Source organism: Streptomyces meridianus (assembly GCF_023703325.1).
Taxonomy (GTDB): Bacteria; Actinomycetota; Actinomycetes; order Streptomycetales; family Streptomycetaceae; genus Streptomyces; species Streptomyces meridianus.
Genome location: NZ_JAMQGM010000037.1, coordinates 96,726 through 117,136, shown reverse-complemented (window position 1 = coordinate 117,136; position 20,411 = coordinate 96,726). Strand labels below are relative to the sequence as shown.

20 protein-coding genes are annotated in these 20,411 nt (G+C 72.2%); 7 read left to right on the top strand and 13 right to left on the bottom strand.

Annotated features, from left to right (window positions below):
- Nucleotides 1–111: 111 nt before the first annotated feature.
- Together M1E25_RS17380 and M1E25_RS17375 are read left to right on the top strand one after the other, a co-directional pair.
- Nucleotides 112–2,142, top strand: coding sequence for an MDR family MFS transporter (locus M1E25_RS17380; RefSeq protein ID WP_251416531.1), 2,031 nt, complete (start codon nucleotides 112–114; stop codon nucleotides 2,140–2,142).
- A 141-nt stretch (nucleotides 2,143–2,283) separates the two neighbouring features.
- The gene (locus M1E25_RS17375) at nucleotides 2,284–5,661 is read left to right on the top strand and encodes a S41 family peptidase (RefSeq protein WP_251416529.1); all 3,378 of its coding nucleotides are present in this window, start codon (nucleotides 2,284–2,286) and stop codon (nucleotides 5,659–5,661) included.
- A gap of 90 nt (nucleotides 5,662–5,751) precedes the next feature.
- Here M1E25_RS17375 and M1E25_RS17370 read toward each other — a convergent pair whose 3' ends face one another.
- From M1E25_RS17370 to M1E25_RS17340, 7 genes are all read right to left on the bottom strand, one after another.
- Entirely contained in the window at nucleotides 5,752–6,444 is a 693-nt protein-coding gene (locus M1E25_RS17370; protein WP_251416527.1) for an alpha/beta fold hydrolase, read from the bottom strand.
- An 82-nt stretch (nucleotides 6,445–6,526) separates the two neighbouring features.
- The gene (locus M1E25_RS17365) at nucleotides 6,527–7,219 is read right to left on the bottom strand and encodes a hypothetical protein (protein WP_251416524.1); all 693 of its coding nucleotides are present in this window, start codon (nucleotides 7,217–7,219) and stop codon (nucleotides 6,527–6,529) included.
- Nucleotides 7,220–7,444: 225 nt separating this feature from the next.
- A complete protein-coding gene (locus M1E25_RS17360; RefSeq protein ID WP_251416522.1) occupies nucleotides 7,445–7,777 on the bottom strand; it encodes a hypothetical protein in 333 nt (110 codons plus the stop codon).
- Between the two features lie 249 nt (nucleotides 7,778–8,026).
- Entirely contained in the window at nucleotides 8,027–8,230 is a 204-nt protein-coding gene (locus M1E25_RS17355; protein WP_251416520.1) for a hypothetical protein, read from the bottom strand.
- 127 nt (nucleotides 8,231–8,357) lie between these two features.
- Nucleotides 8,358–9,254, bottom strand: coding sequence for an SDR family oxidoreductase (locus tag M1E25_RS17350; RefSeq protein ID WP_251416518.1), 897 nt, complete (start codon nucleotides 9,252–9,254; stop codon nucleotides 8,358–8,360).
- Complete coding sequence (locus tag M1E25_RS17345) at nucleotides 9,251–10,231, bottom strand: alpha/beta fold hydrolase (RefSeq protein WP_251416516.1); 981 nt, start codon at nucleotides 10,229–10,231, stop codon at nucleotides 9,251–9,253. The genes M1E25_RS17350 and M1E25_RS17345 overlap by 4 nt, the downstream gene beginning before the upstream one ends.
- Nucleotides 10,228–11,772 (bottom strand): flavin-containing monooxygenase, encoded by a 1,545-nt coding sequence (locus M1E25_RS17340; RefSeq protein WP_251416514.1) that lies wholly within the window; start codon nucleotides 11,770–11,772, stop codon nucleotides 10,228–10,230. Before M1E25_RS17340 ends, M1E25_RS17345 begins: the two co-directional genes overlap by 4 nt.
- Nucleotides 11,773–11,927: 155 nt before the next feature.
- On the opposite strand from M1E25_RS17340, the gene M1E25_RS17335 reads away from it, so the two are divergent.
- On the top strand, nucleotides 11,928–12,776 hold the full coding sequence (locus tag M1E25_RS17335; RefSeq protein ID WP_251416512.1) for a MerR family transcriptional regulator: 849 nt from the start codon (nucleotides 11,928–11,930) through the stop codon (nucleotides 12,774–12,776).
- An 8-nt stretch (nucleotides 12,777–12,784) separates the two neighbouring features.
- Here the strand turns inward: M1E25_RS17335 and M1E25_RS17330 are convergent, their stop codons facing one another.
- Together M1E25_RS17330 and M1E25_RS17325 are read right to left on the bottom strand one after the other, a co-directional pair.
- Nucleotides 12,785–13,177, bottom strand: a complete 393-nt coding sequence (locus M1E25_RS17330; protein ID WP_251416510.1) for a type II toxin-antitoxin system VapC family toxin — start codon at nucleotides 13,175–13,177, stop codon at nucleotides 12,785–12,787.
- Nucleotides 13,177–13,410: a hypothetical protein gene (locus tag M1E25_RS17325; protein WP_251416508.1), complete on the bottom strand. Its 234-nt coding sequence runs from the start codon at nucleotides 13,408–13,410 to the stop codon at nucleotides 13,177–13,179. The genes M1E25_RS17330 and M1E25_RS17325 overlap by 1 nt, the downstream gene beginning before the upstream one ends.
- A gap of 114 nt (nucleotides 13,411–13,524) precedes the next feature.
- Here M1E25_RS17325 and M1E25_RS17320 point away from each other — a divergent pair, with 114 nt between their 5' ends.
- The gene (locus M1E25_RS17320; RefSeq protein ID WP_251416506.1) at nucleotides 13,525–13,773 is read left to right on the top strand and encodes a DUF2277 domain-containing protein; all 249 of its coding nucleotides are present in this window, start codon (nucleotides 13,525–13,527) and stop codon (nucleotides 13,771–13,773) included.
- Between the two features lie 34 nt (nucleotides 13,774–13,807).
- On the opposite strand, the gene M1E25_RS17315 is transcribed toward M1E25_RS17320, so the two are convergent.
- Both M1E25_RS17315 and M1E25_RS17310 read right to left on the bottom strand, forming a co-directional pair.
- On the bottom strand, nucleotides 13,808–14,275 hold the full coding sequence (locus M1E25_RS17315; protein WP_251416503.1) for a DUF309 domain-containing protein: 468 nt from the start codon (nucleotides 14,273–14,275) through the stop codon (nucleotides 13,808–13,810).
- A 19-nt stretch (nucleotides 14,276–14,294) separates the two neighbouring features.
- Nucleotides 14,295–15,089, bottom strand: a complete 795-nt coding sequence (locus tag M1E25_RS17310) for an exodeoxyribonuclease III (protein WP_372501035.1) — start codon at nucleotides 15,087–15,089, stop codon at nucleotides 14,295–14,297.
- A 191-nt stretch (nucleotides 15,090–15,280) separates the two neighbouring features.
- Here M1E25_RS17310 and M1E25_RS17305 point away from each other — a divergent pair, with 191 nt between their 5' ends.
- The gene (locus M1E25_RS17305; RefSeq protein ID WP_251416498.1) at nucleotides 15,281–15,754 is read left to right on the top strand and encodes a GNAT family N-acetyltransferase; all 474 of its coding nucleotides are present in this window, start codon (nucleotides 15,281–15,283) and stop codon (nucleotides 15,752–15,754) included.
- Here the strand turns inward: M1E25_RS17305 and M1E25_RS17300 are convergent.
- Nucleotides 15,706–17,049 (bottom strand): MFS transporter, encoded by a 1,344-nt coding sequence (locus tag M1E25_RS17300; protein WP_251416794.1) that lies wholly within the window; start codon nucleotides 17,047–17,049, stop codon nucleotides 15,706–15,708. The two genes, M1E25_RS17305 and M1E25_RS17300, sit on opposite strands and share 49 nt — an antisense overlap.
- Before the next feature lie 70 nt (nucleotides 17,050–17,119).
- On the opposite strand from M1E25_RS17300, the gene M1E25_RS17295 reads away from it, so the two are divergent.
- The gene (locus M1E25_RS17295) at nucleotides 17,120–18,175 is read left to right on the top strand and encodes a GlxA family transcriptional regulator (protein WP_251416496.1); all 1,056 of its coding nucleotides are present in this window, start codon (nucleotides 17,120–17,122) and stop codon (nucleotides 18,173–18,175) included.
- Here M1E25_RS17295 and M1E25_RS17290 read toward each other — a convergent pair.
- Nucleotides 18,163–19,614 carry a dihydrolipoyl dehydrogenase family protein gene (locus M1E25_RS17290; RefSeq protein ID WP_251416494.1) on the bottom strand — a complete coding sequence of 484 codons (1,452 nt, stop codon included), beginning with the start codon at nucleotides 19,612–19,614 and terminating at the stop codon, nucleotides 18,163–18,165. The genes M1E25_RS17295 and M1E25_RS17290 overlap by 13 nt on opposite strands.
- 157 nt (nucleotides 19,615–19,771) lie before the next feature.
- Between M1E25_RS17290 and trxA the strand changes: the two genes are divergently transcribed.
- Nucleotides 19,772–20,173, top strand: a complete 402-nt coding sequence (gene trxA, locus M1E25_RS17285; protein ID WP_251416492.1) for a thioredoxin — start codon at nucleotides 19,772–19,774, stop codon at nucleotides 20,171–20,173.
- The last annotated feature ends 238 nt before the right edge of the window (nucleotides 20,174–20,411 follow it).

Here is a 20,411-nt window from a genome sequence, read left to right as displayed (position 1 = left end):
CGGGGTTCCCGTGCCGGATTCCGGTAGCGCTGCTCCGCGCGCTCCGAGGTGGCGGCGCCGCCCCGGGGACCGAATCCTGTAGGAGAGCCGACCTGGGGAGGTGCGTGCGGGATGGTGAACGCCGCTGTCGAGCCTTCCGTCGCGCCGCCCGTGCTGTCCCGGCGGCGCACCAACGCCGTCTTCGCCACGATCGTGCTCGGCTTGATGCTCGCCGCGCTCGACCAGCTGATCGTCTCGACGGCCCTGCCGACCATCGTGGCCGACCTCGGCGGCGGCGGACACATGGCCTGGGTGATCACCGCCTACCTGCTGACCGAGACGATCGCGACCGTTCTGGTCGGCAAGTTCGGCGACCTCTTCGGCCGGAAGCTCATTTTCCAGATCAGTGCCGGAATCTTCCTGCTGGGGTCGGTGTTCGCGGGCGTTGCGAGCAGCATGCTCATGCTCGTCACCGCCCGCGCCATCCAGGGCATCGGCGGCGGCGGACTGCTGGTCACCGCCATGGCGCTGATCGCCGATGTCATCCCGCTGCGGCAGCGCGGCAAGTACCAGGGGGCGCTGGGCGCGGTCTTCGGCATCACCACCGTGGTCGGTCCCACCCTCGGGGGCGTCTTCACCGACCATGCCACCTGGCGCTGGTGCTTCTTCATCAACATCCCGCTCGCGCTCCTCATGATCTTCATGGCGGCGCGCACCATCCCGGTCATCCGGGCTCCCGTTCGCCCTGTGATCGACTACCTGGGCATCGTCCTGATCGCCATGGGAGCGTCGGGGCTCGTGCTGGGGCTGGAGTGGGCCGGGAGCACGTACCCGTGGGACTCGGTCACGATCATCGGCCTGTTCACGGGCTCGGCCGCGCTCCTCGCGGCGTTCGTGTTCGCCGAGCACCGGGCGCGGGAGCCGATGATCCCGCTCGGGCTGTTCCGAAGTCCGGTGTTCACGATCTGCTCGGTCCTCAGCTTCATCGTCGGCTTCTCGATGCTCGGAGCGCTGACCTACCTGCCCACCTATCTGCAGTTCGTGGACGGCGTCTCGGCCACTTCGTCCGGGGTGCGCACCCTGCCGATGGTCATCGGACTGCTGGGGACGGCGCTGTTCTCCGGGGAGGTCGTCAGCCGCACCGGCAGATACAAGATCTTCCCGATCCTCGGTTCCGCGGTCACCGCGCTCGGGCTGTTCCTGATGTCCACGATGAGCGCTTCCACCGGGGCGCCACTGGAGTTCCTCTACATGTTCGTACTGGGCCTGGGACTCGGTATGACCATGCAGGTGCTGACCATCGCGGTCCAGAACACGGTGCCGTACCACGTGCTGGGGGCCGCGACCTCGGGCGTCACGTTCTTCCGCACCCTCGGCTCGGCTTTCGGCACAGCCGTCTTCGGCACCCTCTACAGCAGCAAGCTGGAAGCGAGCCTCGCCGACGCCTCCGCCCGTTCCCCCGGCGTGCCGCCGGACGCGGTACGCGCCCCCGGAGCCCTGCACCAGTTGCCGCCCGCCCGCGCCGCGCCCTTCATCGACGCCTATGCGGAGACCGTGAACCACGTGTTCTTCTGGGTGGTCCCGGTGGCCCTCGCCGGGCTGGTGATCGCCTTCTTCCTCAAGAGCGTTCCGCTCCGCGACAGCGCCCGCGCCGGAGCATCGGACATCGGCGAGGGGTTCTCCGCGCCCGACACCCCGGACTCCGACCAGCAGCTGGCCCGGGCGGTGGCCGGCGTCATGCGCAGGTCTCCGAGGCCCGTGGGCCGGCAGCTGATCGAGGACAGCGAGAGTCCGCTGACCGCGGCCGAGGCGTGGGCGCTCGGCCAGATCCACTGGCGCGGCAAACGGGAACGCGGTGCCGTGCTGCGCGACGTCGCGGCCGAGCACCGGGTGCCGGACGACGTGCTGTGGCCGGTGTTCATCCGGATCGCCGAGGCCGGGTACGTCGAGCCCGACGAGGAGGGCCGGCTGCAGCTCACGCCGTCCGGCCGGGCCGAGATCGACCGCCTCACCGCGGCCTGGCGGCACTGGCTGGACCAACGGCTCGAGGACTGGGACGTCCGCGACCCGGAGGACCGTGCCCGTCTGGACCGTGCCCTGGACCACCTCGCCTCCGAACTCCTGGAGGAGGCCGAGGCCCAGTACATCCGCACACCGCTGTGACCACCCGGATCCGCCCCTCCCGCTACCACCCCCTCCGGGCGGGGACCGCACGCACCGGAACACCGGGCGACCGTGCCCGCGACCGGACACCCCCGGCGGCCCGCGCACCACGAGTTGCCCCGTTCCGCCGCCGGCCGAACCATGGATGAGGTGAGCAACGGCGTGTACCTCCGGTTCCCTCACATCCACGGCGACCTCGTGTGTTTCGCCGCCGAGGACGACCTGTGGGTGTCCCCGCTCACCCCGCCCGCCGAAGCCGAACCCCCCGCTCGTGCCTGGCGGCTCACCGTCGACCGCACGCGCATCGGGCACCCCCGCTTCTCCCCCGACGGCCACCACATGGCGTTCACGACCTGGCGCAGCCTGGACCCGGAGATCCACCTGGTGCCGGTGGGCGGCGGCCCGGCCAGGCGCCTGAGCTACTGGGGCAGTCCCGACACCCGGGTGTGCGGCTGGACCCCCGACGGTCACATCCTGGCCGCCGCGTCGCACGGCCAGCCGTTCTCGTACTTCTCCTGGGGCTACAAGGTCCCGCTCGACGGCGGCCCGGGCGGCAGGCTGCCGTGGGGGCCGCTCTCCGACATCGCGGTGGCGGACGTCGACGGCGAACACCTCACGCTGCTGCTGACCGGCAAACCCCCGCACGAGCCGGCCTCCTGGAAGCGCTACCGGGGCGGCGCGACCGGCCGGTTGTACCTCCGGGGGCAGCGCTTGCTCGCCGGGCTGAACGGGCATCTGGACTGCCCGATGTTCGTGTCCGGCGGCCGGATCGCCTTCCTGTCCGACCACGAAGGGGTCGGGAACCTCTACTCGTGCCGACACGACGGCTCCGACCTGCGCCGTCACACCGATCACACCGATTTCTACGCCCGGCACGCCTCGACCGACGGCCGCCGGATCGTCTACCAGTGCGCCGGGGAGATCTGGCTGGTCGACGACCTGGGCCCGGGCGCCCGGCCGCGACGGGTGGAGGTGCGGCTCGGCGGGCCGCGGGCCGGCCGGCGCCGGTACCAGGTGCCGGCGGAGTCGCACATCGACTCGCTGGCCGTCGACACCACCGGGCGCGCGAGTGCCGTGTGCGTTCGCGGCAGCCTGTACTGGCTGACCCACCGGGACGGTCCGGCCCGCACCCTCGCCGACGCCCCCGGAACCCGGGTCAGGCTTCCCGGGATGCTGGGTTCGACCGGACGGCTCGCGCAGGTGACGGACGCGGAGGGCGAGGACGCCATCGAAATCGTCCCGCTGCCGAGCGCCGGCGGCGGACGCGGCCCCCGTCGGCTGGCCTCCGGACGGCTCGGCCGGGTCCACGAGCTGGTGGCCTCCCCCGACGGCGAGCGGCTGGCCGTCGCCTCGAACGACGGCAGGCTGCTGATCGTCGAAGCCGGTGCTCCCGAGGAAGCCGAGGACGTCACCGGCGCGGAGGAACCGGTGGACAGCCCCGGCGCCGACCCGGTCCGGGTGCTCGCGGTCTCCGGCAACGGCCCGGTCCGCGACCTGGCCTTCTCACCCGACTCGGCGTGGATCGCCTGGTCGCACCCGGGTGTCGGCCGGTCGCTGCGGCAGATCCGGCTGGCCCGGCTCGCGGACGGCACGGTCGTCGACGTCACGGACGGCCGGTTCGAGGACGAGCAGCCGGTGTTCACCCGCGACGGCCGCTATCTCGCGTTCCTGTCCTGGCGCGGCTTCGACCCGGTGTACGACGTCCACACCGGCGATCTGTCGTTCCCGCTGGGCTGCCGCCCGCACCTCGTCCCGCTGTCGTCGGCGACGCCGTCCCCGTTCGCCCTCTCCGCGGAGGGCCGGCCCGCCGCCGGCGGCCTCGATCCGGAGGAGGCCGGGGAGAACGCCGAGGGCGGTCCGGTGCTGGTGGAGGCGGAGGGACTGCCGAGCCGGGTCACGCCGTTCCCGGTCGCGGCGTCGAAGTACTCCTCGCTGCACGCGGTGAGCGGCGGCGGGCTGGTGTGGCTGCGCTGGCCCATCTCGGGCGCGCTGGGCCAGACGTTCGCCAACCCCGCGGACGTCTCGGGCTGGCCGACGCTCGAGCACTTCGACCCGGCGCGGGCGAAGTGCACCGAACTGGTCGCGGATCTGGACTGGTTCGAGGTGAGCGGTGACGGCACCCGGCTGGTGGTCGACAACGACGGCGAGCTGAGTGCGGTGCCGGCGACCGAGCCCGGTGACGGCGACTCGACCGTGCGGCTCGATCTGCGGCGCATCATGCACCAGGCGAACCCGGCGGCGGAGTGGCGGCACGCGTTCGAGGAGGCGGGCCGGATCGTCCGCACGTACTTCTGGGACCCCGGGATGTGCGGCATCGACTGGGACGCGGTGCTGGACCAGTACCGGCCGCTGGTCGAACACGTCGCCACACCGGACGAGTTCGCCGATCTGCTGCGCGAGGTACTCGGGGAACTCGGCACGTCCCACGCCTATGTCGTCCCGGCCCGCCGGAACGAGGGGCCCGGCCGGTACCAGCGGCCCATCGGCCTGCTCGGGGCGAACTTCCGGCCCACTGCGGACGGCCGCTGGGCGGTGGCGCGGATCCTGCCGGGTGAGTCGTCCGATCCGCACGCCCACTCGCCGCTCGCCGGCTCGGGCATCCGCGAGGGGGCGCTGCTCACCCATGTCGACGGGCGCCCGGTCGACCCGGTGGCCGGCCCGTTCCCGCTGCTGGAGGCAGCCGGTGGCACGACGGTCGAACTCGCCTTCCTCCCCGCCCCTGGCGGCGACGGACGTGCGGACCGGGGCGGGGGCGGGAGCGTGCCGGAAGAGGCCGAGGCCCGGCCGCGCCGGGTCGCGGTCGTCCCGCTGATCGACGAACGTCCGCTGCGCTACCAGGACTGGGTCCGCAAACGCCGGGCGGTGGTAAGGGAGTTGAGCAAGGGGCGCTGCGGCTATCTGCACATCCCCGACATGGGCGGCTCGGGCTGGGCGCAGTTCAACCGGGACCTGCGCCAGGAGATGGCGCGCGAGGCACTGATCGTGGACGTGCGCGGCAACGCGGGCGGGAACATCAGCGAACTCGTGGTGGAGAAGCTGACCCGGACCGTCGTGGGCTGGGACCTGACCCGCGACGCGCAGCCGGTCTCGTACGCCTCGATTGCGCCGCGCGGTCCGGTCGTGGCGCTCGCCGACGAGATGACCTCGTCCGACGGCGACATGATCACGGCCGCGTTCAAACTGCTCGGCCTGGGACCGGTGGTGGGGCTGCGGACCTGGGGCGGAGTGGTCGGGATGACCGGGCGGCACCGGCTCGTGGACGGGACGGTCATCACGGTTCCCATGAACGCGGCCTGGTTCACCGGGTACGGGTGGGGGGTCGAGAATCACGGGGTGGAGCCGGACATCGAGGTGGACCGGACCCCGCTCGACTGGGCGGAGGGCCGGCACCGGCAGCTGGACGACGCGGTGGAGGCGGCGCTCGGCCTGCTGGACCGCACCCCGGCCGCGACCCCGCCGGACCTCAGCGGCGTTCCCGACCTGCGCCGCCCGAACCTGCCCCCGCGCCGGGGGGGTTGAGAGCGTCCGCCGGACGGATCGGCCGCTCGCACCTGCGGCGGGAGCACTCCAGCCTGGCGCCGGGCCCCAGTGACGCGACCCGGCTCCGCTTCACAGGTCCTGCATCAGGACTAGGGCGAGCTCACGCGGCTGGGAGAACATCGGCCAGTGCCCCGTGTCCATCTCGACCAGCCGCCAGTGCTCGCTCTTGAGCAGTTCCGCGACGTCGTCACTAGGCTCGTCCCCGTCGAGCAGGCATTTGACGTACGTCGCCGGGAGCTCCCCGAGCGAGCGCTCCAGGACGGCCGGCTCCGTGAGTGACGCCCCCGGGTGCGGTGTGGAGCCGCCGACGAACCGGGCGATCTGCTCCTCGGTGAGTCCCTGCCCCTCGCACTCGGGGGCGGTCAGCGGGGCCCAGTAGCCGTCGTTCCCGGCGAGCGCCGCCTCGAAGGCGGCCTGCCCCTGCCACCAGGCGGAAGCCATCGACTCACCGTGCGCCGGCACCCCGGCGTCGACGAAGACGACCCGGGCCAGCCGGTCACCGATACGTTCAGCGGCCTGTCCGACGGGGATGCCCGAGTAGCTGTGCCCCACGAGGACGACGTCCCGCAGCCCGAGCCGCTCGACCTCTCCCACGATGTCCTGCACGTGCGTCTGCTGCCCGGCGGGAACACCCTGTTTCTCCGCCAGCCCGGACAGCGTCAGCGCGTGAGCGCCGTGTCCGGCCGCCCGCAACTCGGGGACGACGTCGTCCCACGCCCACGCTCCGAGCCACGCCCCTGCCACGAGTACGTAATCAGTCATGGCGGCAGGGTAGTTGAGGGCACTGACAAAGGCGGTGGGAGCAGGTTCGGTGCAGCAACACGGTCACCGCCGCCGGGAGCCGTCAGGCGCCGCCCACCTGGGCGGCGAACGGCTCCGCGTGCGTCGGCACCGACGCCACCAGCGCGATCCACGAACCGTCCGCGAAAACCAGCTCGAAGCGACCCCGCTGGAGGACACCCTTGGCGTTGGCGCGGACCCCGAGGACGGCGGACCGCGGAGCCTCCCACTGCGGCTCGAAGACCGGGTCGAGCTGCCACAGCTTGGAGCGGTCCGCGAGCACGAGCACCCGGCGGTCGGTGAACGCGACCGCAAGGGTCGAGGCCGGCACCCGTGCGGCCGTGCAGTGCGTCACCAGGAACTGCCCCGCCCGGCTCTCCCAGCCTCCGTGCAGACCCTCGCCGTGGACGCCGCGTGCGAGGGCGTCGTCGGTCGCCTGCTCGGCCCCTTCCAGCACCCGCTCCGTCCGGGAGACGGCCCTCGGCTCACTCGGCTGAAGGAACCGCTGCACTGCCCCGGGCAGTCGGGACTTGACCCGGCGCTCGAACTCCGACTCCTGCGGCGGCCGCCGCAACCGGACCGGCAGGTCCGGCACTCCCGGCGCCCTCCCGCACTCGCACACCGCGAGCAGCCGCTCTCCGGGCCGCAGGTGCGGTTCCACCTGGCCGTGCATGTTCTTGTTCATCCCGCGAGTCTCTCCGAGTTCGTTCATGAAGGCCGTCGCGGCCGCGCCGGACCACTCGTGGGCGAAGTCCATGCGGTCGAGCCGCTGGGTCGGCGATGAGCCCGCGGAGCTCGTCGGCCTGCCGCGTCCGGAGTTCCGCCGCCTTCTCCAAGCCCTCGGGATCCCCGGTGACGAACTCGAGCTGCTCGGCCAGCGGTTCCACCAATGGGCGCATCAACTCGTCCAGCAGCCCGCTGAGCGGGCTCGTCCAGTCGTTGACCTTGCTGTAGGCGTCGACCGCCGTACTTGCGGGACCGCTCATATCGTCCCCCGCGCCTGAGCCTCGATGGTGCGGATCTCGCCGGAGGTGTGGTCCTCGGTCTCCTGGTACGAGCGGGCAGTGCGTTCGATGAACTCGCCGATCCAGTCCCGCTGTTCGGCCGCGAAGCCGAGGTTCGTCAACGTCTCCTCGACCCGCTCGCGGTAGTCCTGCCCCGTCTCCTCGGATTCCGGGAGACTGCCGAACGCAGTCTCCGACGGAGAGTCCGCGCCCAGCGTCTTCCGGATCTGCCGCAATTGCCGGGCACGTTCCAGCTCGGTCTTCGAGAACTTCGTCAACGCGCCATGCGTGACGGCGAACTGCTCTGCCATGAATCCCCCTTGCACCTGCCGTGCGCTGTGAGTGCCTCCTCAAAACTGATCGAGCACGGTCGCATCCGGGAGACCTGGCCCCTCTCCCGCTGCGGGGCGGGTGCCGCCGAAGGCAGCGCCCCGCGGTCGGACAGCTCGGTACGGCGACGCGTCGATGCCGGCGGCCCCGCCCGGGCACGGCGAACGGGGTGCACCCCCGTGGAGTGCACCCCGCGTTCGCGCGGTGTGGCCGGCACGCCGCGCGCGGGCTCAGCGCTCGGAGTGCGGGTCCCGTTCCTGCCCGCCCTGGCCGCGCTCCTTCATCTCGTCCATGCCGCGGCGGGCGCGCTCCTTCATCTCCTCGCTGCCGCCCTGCTCACGGCCGCGCTCGCCCTTCTCGCCGCTGCCCATCTTCTGCTTGGCGCGGTCCTGCATCTGCTTCTTCTTCTCTTCGAACTGGTCTTTCATGCCCATGAGGTCTCTCCTACGGGAGGGGGGTCGGACCTCGCTAAGCCTGACACGATGGTGTGACCTTCGCATTCCGGACGGGCATTCAGGCAAAACCGCAGTTCAGAGCCGCTTCACGAGACGCGGACGGCCGTCATGCATGCCGCCGGCTGCGCTCCTTCTCGTCGGCGGCGCCACCTGCTCCGACCAGCCCCCCGCGGGCGTCCCGGGTCGCGGCGAGTCGGGGCTCGAAGCGGCGCATCTCCCGCTGCCCCACTGCTGCGATCAGCGGTGGCAGATAACCGCGGATCGACTGCATTCCGCGCAGCCACCACTGGGCGTAGACGTGTGCGGAACGGCGTTCGATGCCCGCGACGATCCGGTCGACGGCCGGCTCCAGCGGATAGGTCCGGTTGGACGGCCAGGGCAGTCGCGAGCGCAGTTCCCGCATCACGTCGTCCTCGTCGGCACCGCGCACCATGTCGGTGTCGGTCCAACTGAGGTAGCCGACGCCCACCTTGACGCCCTGGTGGCGCAACTCCGCCCGTAGGCAGTGCGCGAAGGCCTCGACGCCGGACTTCGAGGCGCAGTAGGCGCTCATCATCGGCGCCGGGGTGATCGCGGCCAGCGAGGCGATCTGCAGCAGGTAGCCGCCACTCTCCCGGAGTGCCGGCAGGAACGCTCGGGCGGTCGTGGCGCTGCCCAGCAGATTGACCTGGATCACGCGGTTCCAGGAGGACGCGTCGGATTCGGCGAACGGTCCGCCCTGTGCCACACCCGCGTTGGCGACGACGATGTCGATCCGGCCGAAGTGCTCCCTGACCTCCCCGGCGATCCGTTCCATCGCCCCGGCATCGGTGATGTCGCCGTGCCAGTGACGGGATTCGGTGTTCATCCGGCCGGCGGCCCGCTCGAGCTCTTCCGGCTCCAGCCCGATCAGTGCGACCTTGGCACCCCGCGCCGACAGTTTGCGGGCCAGCATCTCGCCGACGCCGCGCGCCGCACCGGTGACGACCGCAACCTGGCCGTCGAGGTTCTTACCTGTGCTCACGACGCCTCCTTCTCGCTCGTGTCCGTCTTCGTGATGCCCGCCCGGTCCGCCGGCTCGTGCGCGGAGGCGGACGTGAGGTGCTCGCGCACCAGCCGCCGGATCACCGCGGAAACCTCACCGGACGCCTCGACGGGGGTCATGTGGCCGAGGCCCTCGAGTTCGACCAGACCGGCGGATTCGGGCAGCGCCTCGGCGATCCTGCGAGCGTGCGCAACCGGGGTGAGGCGGTCCGCGGTACCCGCGACGACCACCGTGGGAACGCTCAACTGCCGTACGCCGCTGTCGAGATCGAGCTCGGCCAGCACCTCGGCCCAGGCGGCGCGCACCTTGCGCGGGCAGGCGTGCACGATGCGGGCGCACGCGTCGACCATCTCGGGGGTCGCGGCACGGCCCATCGTCGCGTACTTGAGGATCTTCCTGGCGAGCGGCGTGACCGGCCCGAGCGGGAGACTCGAGCCCAGCAGGGCACGGTGCACGCGGTGGCTCGCCCCGGCCGAGCGCAGCGGCACCACCGTGCACTCCCCCAGCAGCCGGGAGCTGCCCGTGCTGCAGAGCACCGCGGCGGCGGCGCGCGCCAGCACCGTCGGCCGGTCGGCGGCGGCCATGATCGTCATGGCTCCCATGGAATGCCCGGCCAGCACGGCGCGCTCGCCGGGCTCCAGCGTGGCGGCGAGCACCGCCTCCAGGTCGTCGGCCAGGGCCTGCGTGCTGTAGCCGCCGGGCGCGGGCGCAGGACTGCGGCCGTGGCCGCGCTGGTCGTAGACGACGACCCGGTGTTCCTCGGCGAGGTCCCGGACGACGGCCGCCCAGAAGGCGGTCGAGCAGGTCCAGCCGTGCGCGAGGACGACCGCGGGTGCGCCCTCGGGCCCGTGCACCTCGATGTGCAACCGGGAGCCGTCGGCCGAGGTGGCCGCGAGTTCCTGCCGAGCCACAGGGGGGCTGTAGGGGCCGCGGGCGACGTGCGTCAGCCGACTCATACGGCTGCCTCCGTTTCGTTGTGTCCGGCGGCGGGGCCCGCCGGGGCTTCCTCGGCGACGGCGGCCCGCAGAACCTCGTACTCCGCGAGGTCGACGCGCCGGGTCGCCTTGCGGAACTCGGCCGTGGTCCCTGGCCAGACGGTCGTGTTGCGACCCGACGCGTCCAGGTACCAGCTGTCGCAACCGCCGGTGTTCCACACCGTGCGCCGCATCCGGTCCTGCACGTGCCGGTTCCAGTCGTCAACGGCCTCGGGACGGGCGGAGAGCGCGACCCGGCCGCCGAGGACGTCGAGTTGCTTCACGTAGTCGACCATGTAGTTCAGCTGCGACTCGATCATGAGGATCATCGAGCTGTTCCCCAGGCCGGTGTTGGGACCGATGACGGTGAGGAAGTTGGGGAACTTCGCCGCGCTCGTGCCCCGCAGCGCGGCCATGCCGTCCTTCCACTCCTCGGCGAGGCTGGTGCCGTCGGACCCGAAGACACGTTGGGCGATCGGCATGTCCGTGACATGGAACCCGGTGCCGAAGACGATCGCGTCCGCCTCGGTCTCGGTGCCGTCGGCGGCTACGAGCGTCGAGCCGCGTACCTCCCGCAGACCGGAGGCGACGACATCGACATTGGGCCGGGCCAGCGCCGGGTAGTAGCTGTTCGACAGCAGGATGCGCTTGCAGCCGATGCGGTAGTCGGGCGTCAGCTTCGCCCGCAGCACGGGGTCCTTGACGGCCTTCTTCATGTGGGCGGCAGCCAACGCCTGGACCGCGCCGAGCATCTTCGGCCGCTTGGTGAAGGCGCCCACCTGCATCTCCCGGACGAACCAGAGCAGTCCGCGGCGCAGCGCGCCGGTGGCCGGGAGGACTGTGTGCAGCCGCCGTTCGAACGCGCTGATCGCCCGGTCCGCCCGGGGCATCACCCAGGGTGCGGTGCGCTGGAAGACCGTCAGCCGGCTGACCCCGGGCTGGATCGACGGCACGATCTGGATCGCCGAAGCGCCCGTTCCGATCATGGCGACGCGCTTTCCGGCGAGGTCGAAGTCGTGGTCCCAGCGCGCGGAGTGGAAGACCTTGCCGGGGAACGAGTCCAGTCCGGGAACGTCCGGGACCTTCGGGTCGGAGAGCGGTCCGGTGGCGGAGACGACGACGTCGGCGGTGAGCGGACCGGAGGCCGTGGCGATCTCCCAGAACAGCTCGTCGTTGTTCCAGCGCATTTCCTGCACTTCGGAGTCGAAGCGGATGTGCGGGCGCAGACCGAAGCCGTCGGTGACGCGCTCGAGGTAGGCGCGGATGTGCTGCTGGCCGGAGAAGGCCCGGGGCCAGTCGGGATTGGGCGCGAAGGAGAACGAGTACAGGTGGGACGGCACGTCGCAGGCGCAGCCCGGATAACTGTTGTCCCGCCAGGTCCCGCCGACGGCGTCGGCGCGCTCCAGGACGGCGAAGTCGGTGATGCCGGCGCGGCGGAGCCTGACCGCTGCCCCGAGGCCGCCGAACCCGGATCCGATCACCGCCACCCGTACGTGTTCGCGCTCCCGTTTCCGTACGGCCATACCGCAGCCTCCTGCCCCTTCACGATCGCGCCAGCAATCACTGGCACGGTTGGGAGAGTAGAGCAGAGCCGTACTCATGGGTAGGGGTACGACGGAAAACGACGCCGTCCGCACCGCCCGGCGCGCGTGCCACCCGTCGGCATAGGCTGCCCGGTGTGGCGAACGACGAGCCCGGAGCGGACGATGCCCGCGAGTACCGGACGGAGGAACTGGCCGAGGCGGCCGGCATCAGCGTGCGCACCCTGCGTTTCTACCGGGAACGCAAGCTGCTCCCGCCGCCCCGCCGGGACGGCCGCATCGCCTGGTACGGCGAGCGCCACCTGGCCCGGCTGCGCACCATCGGCGCACTGCTGGAACGCGGTCACACCCTCGGCGGCATCGCGGAGCTCTTCGCCGCCTTCGAGAGCGGGCGCGACGTCGGTGAACTCCTCGGCCTCGAGAGCGCGATAGCCGTCCCCTGGTCGGAGGAGACCGAGGTCCGCCTGTCTCCGGAGGCACTCGCCGACCGCTTCCGGGGCGAGGCCACCCCGGAGAACCTGTCCGCCTCGATGGACCTGGGCTACATCACCGGTGACGGCGACACCGTGGTGCACGTCAGCCGGCGGCTGCTCGACGCCTCCACCGCCCTGGTCGACCGGGGCGTGCCGCTGTCGGTGGTCCTGGCGGCGGCGCGCGAGGTCCGGTCGCACGCCGACGACCTCGCCGGGCTGTTCACCCGGATCATCCGCAAGCACGTCCTCGCGGGCGTCCTCGACCGGGCCGAACCCGACCGGGGGCTCGGCCCGGACGACGTGGCCCGGATCGCCGAGACCATCGAGCAGCTGCGGCCGATCTCCAAGGCCGTGGTGGACGCCGAACTGGCGATGGCGATGGACCGGCGGGTGCGGGCCGAACTGGACGCCTGGGGACGGGATCCGGACCTGAACCGGGACCGGGACCGGGACCGGGATCGGAAGGACGATCGGCGGCGCGAAGCGGAACCCGGCCCCGAGGCGAGCGGCTGAGCAACGGGTCAGGCCGGTGCGTCGACCGTCAATCCCGTGGTTCGCGCCGCATCGGCAAGGCGCTTGTCATAAGTCACGAACGACGTGAGCCGGGATCGAATGCGGAGCGCCGTCGCCAGATGAATCGCATCCGGACTGCGTACGGTTTCCGGCTTCACGGTCTGCGCAAGAATGCGCACGTGAGCATCCAGTTCCACCAGATCCATCAGGTCAAGGACTGGGTGCAGTCGGACGACTGCATCCGGCGCATAGCGCGCCAACGCCCTCGACGACTCGATTTCCACCAGCACCGAACTCGTCCATCCGATTTCCGCCCGCGCGTCGAGCCAGTCACGCAACGCCTGGGACTCCGATTCGGCATGAACGAGTTTCACGACTGCGGCGGAGTCGAGGTAGATCATCAGCGGTCGTCCTCGCGATTCCGCGAGATCTCAGCCGCAACGTCGATGCCGTCCGGTTCACCCAGGGGGACCCGAAGGACCGCGCGACGCATGGCAGCCGCACGCTCCGTGCGTGCAGCGGCTTGCAGTACGGCCCGACGAATGGCCGCTGAGCGAGAACTGCCGTCCTCGGTGAGAACCGCCAGGGCATGCTCGGTCTCCGAATCGCTGCGAATGGTGATCGTGTCAGCCATGACGACAGCGTAAGACGCATTGTCTTACATCGCAAGCGCGCAGTCCGATCCGGGCGAGCTGTGGCCGCGGGATCCCCCCTGCCACACCCCGGTCCTGCGGAGCACACTGGAAGCATGTGCCGCAGCATCAAGACCCTCCGCGCCCCGGCCATGGAAGCCGTCGGCGACGACGACATCCGGGCCGCCGCGCTCCAGTACGTCCGCAAGGTCTCGGGCTTCCACCAACCGGCCGCCCACAACCAGGCCGTCTTCGACCGGGCCGTGGAGGCCGTCGCCGAAGCCACCCGTGAGCTGTTGGGCGATCTCGAGGTCCGGGGCTCACGCAAGCCGCAGGCTCCACCGAAACCCGCCGACGTGTCCTGACCCGGCCGTCAGCGCTCCGTCGAGGCGCCCCGGCTCAGCCCTTCCGCAGCCGGGGCGGCAACAGTTCGGCACCGTCCGGCAACCCGTCCGCCAGCCGTCGCGCCCAGGCCCTCACCCCGGCGACGTCGATCCCGTACGGCGAACGGTCCGCGTACGGCGCGACGGCCTCGGCGCCCCGGGTCAGCAGCGCGACCGCGCCTTTGGTGTTGCCGCGCATCGCGTGCGTCAGGCCGACGGCCAGCTGCGCGAGCCCGCGCCACAGCTCCCGCTCGGGGGCGTCCGTCCCCTTCCAGGCGTCCTCGAAGACCTCGTGCGCGTGGAAGGGACGGCCGGCGTCCAGCAGCCGCTGCGCCGCGTCCAGCGTCTCGTCGGGGGTGCGGACCACGCCCTCGGGCTGCCGCTCGACGCCCACCGCGCCATGGGGCAGCGGGCGGCCCAGGCCGTCCCGGGGCCGGGCATTGCGGGCGCGGCCCTCTTCGTCCCGGTCGCGTTCGGTGCTCATACCCCGATTGTCGCCGCGGTCATCGCACGCCGGCGTAGGCGACCGTCACCGGGGCGTGGTCGGACCACCTGAGGTCGTAGCTCGCCGCCCGCTCGACGACCGCCTTGACCGCGCGCTGCGCCAGCCCCGGGGTGGAAACGTGGTAGTCGATCCGCCACCCACTGTCGTTGTCGAAGGCCTTCCCCCGGTACGACCACCACGAGTACGGCCCCTCGGTGTCCGGGTGGAGCCGGCGGACGACGTCCGCGTAACCGGCCTCGTCGAAGACCCGGGTCAGCCACTGCCTCTCCTCCGGCAGGAACCCCGACCTGGTGCGGTTGGGCCGCCAGTTCTTCAGGTCGAGCTCGTGGTGCGCGATGTTCCAGTCGCCGCAGACGAGCACCTCGCGGCCGTCCCGCGCGGCGCGTTCCCGGAGCTCCTTCAGATACGGCAGGAACTCGCCCATGAACCGCACCTTCTCGTCCTGCCGCGCGGTGCCCACCTCACCCGAGGGCAGATAGAGGCTGGCGACGGTCAGCCCCGGGAGGTCCGCCTCCACATAGCGCCCGCTGCCGTCGAACTCGGTGGAGCCGAAGCCCACCTGGACCCGCTCCGGCTCGCGACGCGTGAGGAGCGAGACGCCGGCCCGGCCCTTCGCCGCGGCCGGCGCGTGCACGCTGTGCCAGCCCTCGGGTTCGCGCACCGCGTCGGGGAGCTGATGGGGCTCGGCCCGTACCTCCTGGAGACACACCACGTCCGAGTCGGTCTCCGCCAGCCAGGGAACGAAGCCCTTTCCGGCCGCGGCGCGCAGACCGTTCACGTTGACGGTGGTGATCTTCTGCAAGAGGAGCTCCTTGGGGGTTTCCGGCGTCCGCCGAGCCTACGTGTCACGGCTGCCCGGTCCCCGGCCGGGCATGGGTGACCCCGGGCCCTGCGGCCCCTGCTGTGGAAGACCTCACACGTCCGGATACTTCCGCCCAAGAACCATGGGACCGCCGGAACCCACACGTCCGTACGATGGCAGCCATGCGCATCCGCACCGTCCGGTTCGACCATCCCGACGCCATGAAACTGAACGACCGTGTGCAGCTCGAGTACACGGAGCGCTACGGCGACGGCGACCTGACGCCGCTCGACCCGGCCCAGTTCGACCCGCCGAACGGCCTGTTCCTGATCGCCTACGAGAACGAGCAGCCCATCGCCACCGGCGGCTGGCGCGCCCAGGAGCGCAACGACGAGGGCTACGCGGACGGCGACGCCGAGCTCAAGCGGATGTACGTCGTCCCCGAAGCCCGGGGCCGGGGTCTGGCCCGCTACATCCTGCGGGCCCTCGAGGACTCCGCCCGGGACGCCGGCCGGGTCCGCATGGTGCTGGAGACCGGCACCAAGCAGCCGGAGGCAATCACGCTCTACAGCTCCTGCGGCTACGCGCCGACCACCAAGTTCGGCCTCTACCGCTTCGAGGACGAGAGCCGCTGCTTCGCGAAGTCCCTGGCCTGACGGCCGTCCGCCCGCGCCGGTGTCCGCAGCACGAGCACCGTCAGGGACGCCGCCGCGCAGAGGGCGCCGGTGCCGACCCAGACGAGGTCGTACGAGCCGAGGCCGTCCCGCAGCGTGCCGCCGAGGAAGGCGGCCGAGGCCGCTCCGGCCTGGTGCGCGGTGTTCGCCCAGCCGAAGAGGACGGGGCCGTCGTCGCCGTACAGCTGCCGGCACAGGGCGATCGTCGGCGGAACGGTGGCCAGGTCGAGCAGGCCGAACAGCACCACGAAGACGATCATCGGCACCCCCACGGCCGGGGCGAGCGCGGGCGGCAGGAGCAGCAGCGTCAGCGCGCGCAGCGCGTAGTGGAGGGCGAGCAGGCGGCGCGCGTCGAAGCGGTCCGTGAGCCGGCCGGAGAGGACCGTCCCGGCCAGGTTGAACACGCCGATCGCTGCGAGCAGTGATGCCGCGGTCGTCGCCGGCATCCCGTGGTCGTGGGCGGCAGGGACGAAAGCGGTCCACATGATGCCGTTGGTGGAGGCGCCGCAGACCGCGAAGGTGCCGGCCAGCACCCAGAACGGGCCGGTGCGGGCCCCGGCGGCGAGCACCCGCACGGTCCGGCCGGCGGCCCCCGGCGCGGGCGCGGGTTTCGGCTCGAACTCCCGGGCACCGTAGGGTTTCACGGCGGCGTCCGCGGGTTGATCCCGCAGAAGGAGCCAGGCGGGCACCGCCGTGACCGCGGCCGCGAGGGCGAGAGTCACCACTGCGGGCCGCCAGCCGTACTGCTCGACGATCCGGGCGAGCAGCGGCAGGAGCACGAGCTGGCCGGTACCGCTCGCTGCGGTGAGCAGCCCGGTCACCAGGCCCCGGCGTTCGGTGAACCAGCGGCCGGCGACGGACGCGGCGAAGGCCAGGGCGAGGGAGCCGCTGCCCAGGCCCGTCAACACCCCCCACAACAGGGTGAATTGCCAAGTCCGGGTCATCACCGAGGTCAGCGCCGCGCCTGCGGCCAGCAGGGCCAGCGCCCCGGCGACGACCCGTCGGGCGCCGAAGCGGTCCATGAGGGCGGCCGCGAAGGGGGCGATCAGGCCGTAGAGCACCATGGCGACGGATGCGGCGAGGCCGATCGATCCCCGCGACCAGCCGAACTCCCGGTGAAGTGGTTCGGTCAGCAGTCCCGGCACCGTCGTGAAGGAGCCGGCCACGACGGTCGTCAGTCCGGCGGCGGCGACGACCCACCAGGCGCGGTGCGGTCTGCGCCGGGGCGACTCGTGGCCGGCCGGGGCGAGTCGGGGAAGGCGGGTGCAGTACGTCATGCCGTCGACCTGCGCAATGGCCCGCCGGGAGACGAGTGGCCGGATAGCCAAGGTGTGCAAGGATCTGGCCATGCCAGCGCGAGGAACCGTGTTCACGCACGCCGGCCGTCACCGGGTCGCGGTGCTGGTCCGGGAGGGGCTGATGCCCATGGAACTGGGTATTGTGCACCAGCTGTTCGGCCAGGCAGCCGACCCGGCCGACGGGCAGCGGCTGTACGAGGTGGTGACGTGTACGCCGGTCCCCGGCGACGTGCGCACGGATGCCGACTTCACCATCGGCGTAGCCGTCGGCCCGGAGGCTCTCGTGGAGGCGGACACCGTGATCGTCCCGGCCTCCCGGGGGGACGAGGGGGCCTGGGGCGCCGGGCCGCCGACCGGTCCGGTGGCGGACGCGCTCGCCCGCATCCGGCCGGGCACCCGGATCGCGTCGATCTGCACCGGTGCCTTCGTCCTGGCCGCCGCCGGACTGCTCGACGGCCGCCGGGCGACGACGCACTGGAAGTCGGCCGACCGCTTCCGGCAGCAGTTCCCGTACGCCGCGCTGGATCCGGACGTCCTCTACACCGACGAGGGCGATGTTCTGACCTCGGCCGGGGAGGCGTCAGGCATCGACCTGTGTCTGCACATGATCCGCACGGACCACGGCGCGGCGGTGGCCGGCGAGGTGGCTCGCCGTACCGTCGTGCCGCCGCACCGCGAGGGCGGCCAGGCCCAGTACGTCCGGCGGCCCGTCGCCGAGCCCCGGTCGGCGTCGACCGGGACGGCGCGGGCATGGGCCCTCGAGCATCTGGACCGTCCGATCGGTCTGCGCGAGTTGGCTGACCAGGAGGCCATGAGCGTCCGGACGTTCTCCCGCCGCTTCCGCGAGGAGGTCGGACTCACGCCCGTGCAGTGGCTGATCCAGCGGCGGGTCGACCTGGCCTGCCGGCTGCTGGAGGAGACCGACGACTCCGTCGACCGCGTGGCCGCCCGCGCGGGTTTCGGGACCGCGGCCTCGCTGCGCGGCCACCTTCAGGCGGCCATCGGGGTCTCACCGGGCGCCTACCGCGCAACGTTCCGCGGTCCGGACCGGCGTGCCGCCCACGCGCCGGGACCGGAGCGGACGGGCTCCGGTCAGCCGCGATAGGTCTCCAGCAGCCGCAGCCAGATCTCGCTGATCGTGGGGAACGACGGAACCGCGTGCCAGAGCCGGTCCATCGGCACCTCGGCGACGACCGCGATCGTCGCCGAATGGAGCAGTTCGCCGACGCCCGGCCCGACGAACGTCACCCCGGCGAGGACGTCCCGGTCCAGATCGACCACCATGCGGGCCCAGCCGCGGTAGCCCTCGGCATACACCGATGCGCCCGTCACCTGGCCGAGGTCGTAGTCGACCACCCGCACCCGCAGGCCCCGGCGCTCTGCCTCGGCGGCGGTCAGCCCGACCGAGGCGGCCTCGGGTTCGCTGAAGACGACCTGTGGCACCGCGGCACGGTCGGCGGTCGCCACGTGCGCCCCCCAGGGGTCCGTTTCCAGCAGCGGCACGCCCTGGGCACGCGCGCCGATCACCGCGCCGACGATCCTGCCCTGGTATTTCCCCTGGTGGGTGAGGAGGGCCCGGTGGTTGACGTCACCGATGGCATAGAGCCAGCCGCCCTTGACGCCGTCCACCCGGCAGGTGTCGTCCACCGGAAGCCGGCCGCCGGGGTCCAGGCCCACGGTCTCCAGACCGATGTCGTCGGTCCGGGGCGCACGGCCGGTCGCGAACAGCGCCTCGTCGGCGACGACTTGCTCGCCGTCGTCCAGGATCAGGGTGATCGGCCCCTCCGGGGAGTCGCGCACCACGGCGGCCACGGACGTGCCGGTACGCACCTCCGCTCCCGCCTCGCTGAGCGCCTTGACGACCAGCTCGCCGGCGAACGGCTCCATGCGCGGGAGCAGCCCTTCGTCCCGGACCAGCATGGTCACGGCGGACCCGAGGGACTGGAAGAGGGTGGCCATCTCGGTACCGACGACGCCGCCGCCGACCACGGCCAGCCGGCGCGGAACGGTCTCGGCGCTCGTGGCCTCCCGGCTCGTCCAGACGCGAGCGCCGGACAGCCCCGGCAGGGGCGGCAGCACCGCCCGGGACCCGGTGCTCACCACGACGGCGTGCCGGGCGACGAGCCGCCGGGGCCCGCCCTCCGACGGCTGGACGAGCACATGGCGCGCGCCGTCGATCCGTCCGTGGCCGCGCACGAGGTCGATGCCCTCGGACGCCAGCCAGACCGCTTCGGGAGCGTCGTTCCAGCGGCGGACGAAGCTGTCCCGCCGGGCGAACACCGCCGCGGTGTCGAGATTTCCGGTGACCGCCTCCCGCGAGCCGGGCAGGGCACGGGCGGCGGACAGCGCCGACACCGGACGGAGCAGCGTCTTGCTGGGGATGCACGCCCAGTACGAGCACTCGCCGCCGACCAGTTCCCGCTCGACGATCGCGACCGACAGCCCGGCGGCCCGGCACCGGGCGGCGGCGTTCTGCCCCGGCGGCCCGGCTCCCAGGACGACGACGTCGTACTGCTCCTCCGCGGGCTGCGGTGTCCGGGTCATGGCGCTCTGCCTCTCGGCTCTCGGGGCGGCCGTCCCTCAATCGTTGTCCCCGCCCAGAAAACCGGCCACATGAAACGGCGGAATACGGGCAGGGCTCCCTCCTGTTCCCCGGGCGGTTACCGATACCCGCCGACGCGATCCGGAAGCAGGTAGACACATGAGCACGGTCGAACTCACCAAGGACAACTTCGACGACATCATCGCGGCGAACAACTTCGTCCTGATCGACTTCTGGGCCGACTGGTGCGGCCCGTGCAAGCAGTTCGCGCCGGTCTACGAGTCCGCCGCGGACCGCCACTCCGACCTGCTGTTCGCCAAGGTCGACACCGAGGCCCAGCCGGAGCTGGCCGCCGCCTTCCAGATCCAGTCGATCCCGACACTGATGATCGTCCGCGAGAACGTGGCGATCTTCTCGCAGCCCGGCGCCCTGCCGGAGGCCGCTCTCGAGGACGTGATCGGGCAGGCTCGCGAGCTGGACATGACCGAGGTGCACAAGTCCGTGGCCGAGCAGCAGGCCCAGGCCGGCCAGGGTGGCGACGCCGCGGGTCCGACGTCCTGACGCCGGGCGGTCCGGCCGGCCGGACCGCCCCGAGCCGGTCCGGCCGGCCACCGCGCCCCGGGGCCCGGACGCCGAGCGGCGTCCGGGCCCCGGGGCCTTCCGGCCGGTGCGAGGGTTCGTGTCCCCGAGGCACCGATCCCGGTGGGTTCATGGCCGCGGCCCTGCACTCCCCCCGGCTCCGTGGACCGCGGCCCCGGACGCCGCGCCGCCGGGACGGCTTTCCGTCGCGGCGGCGCCC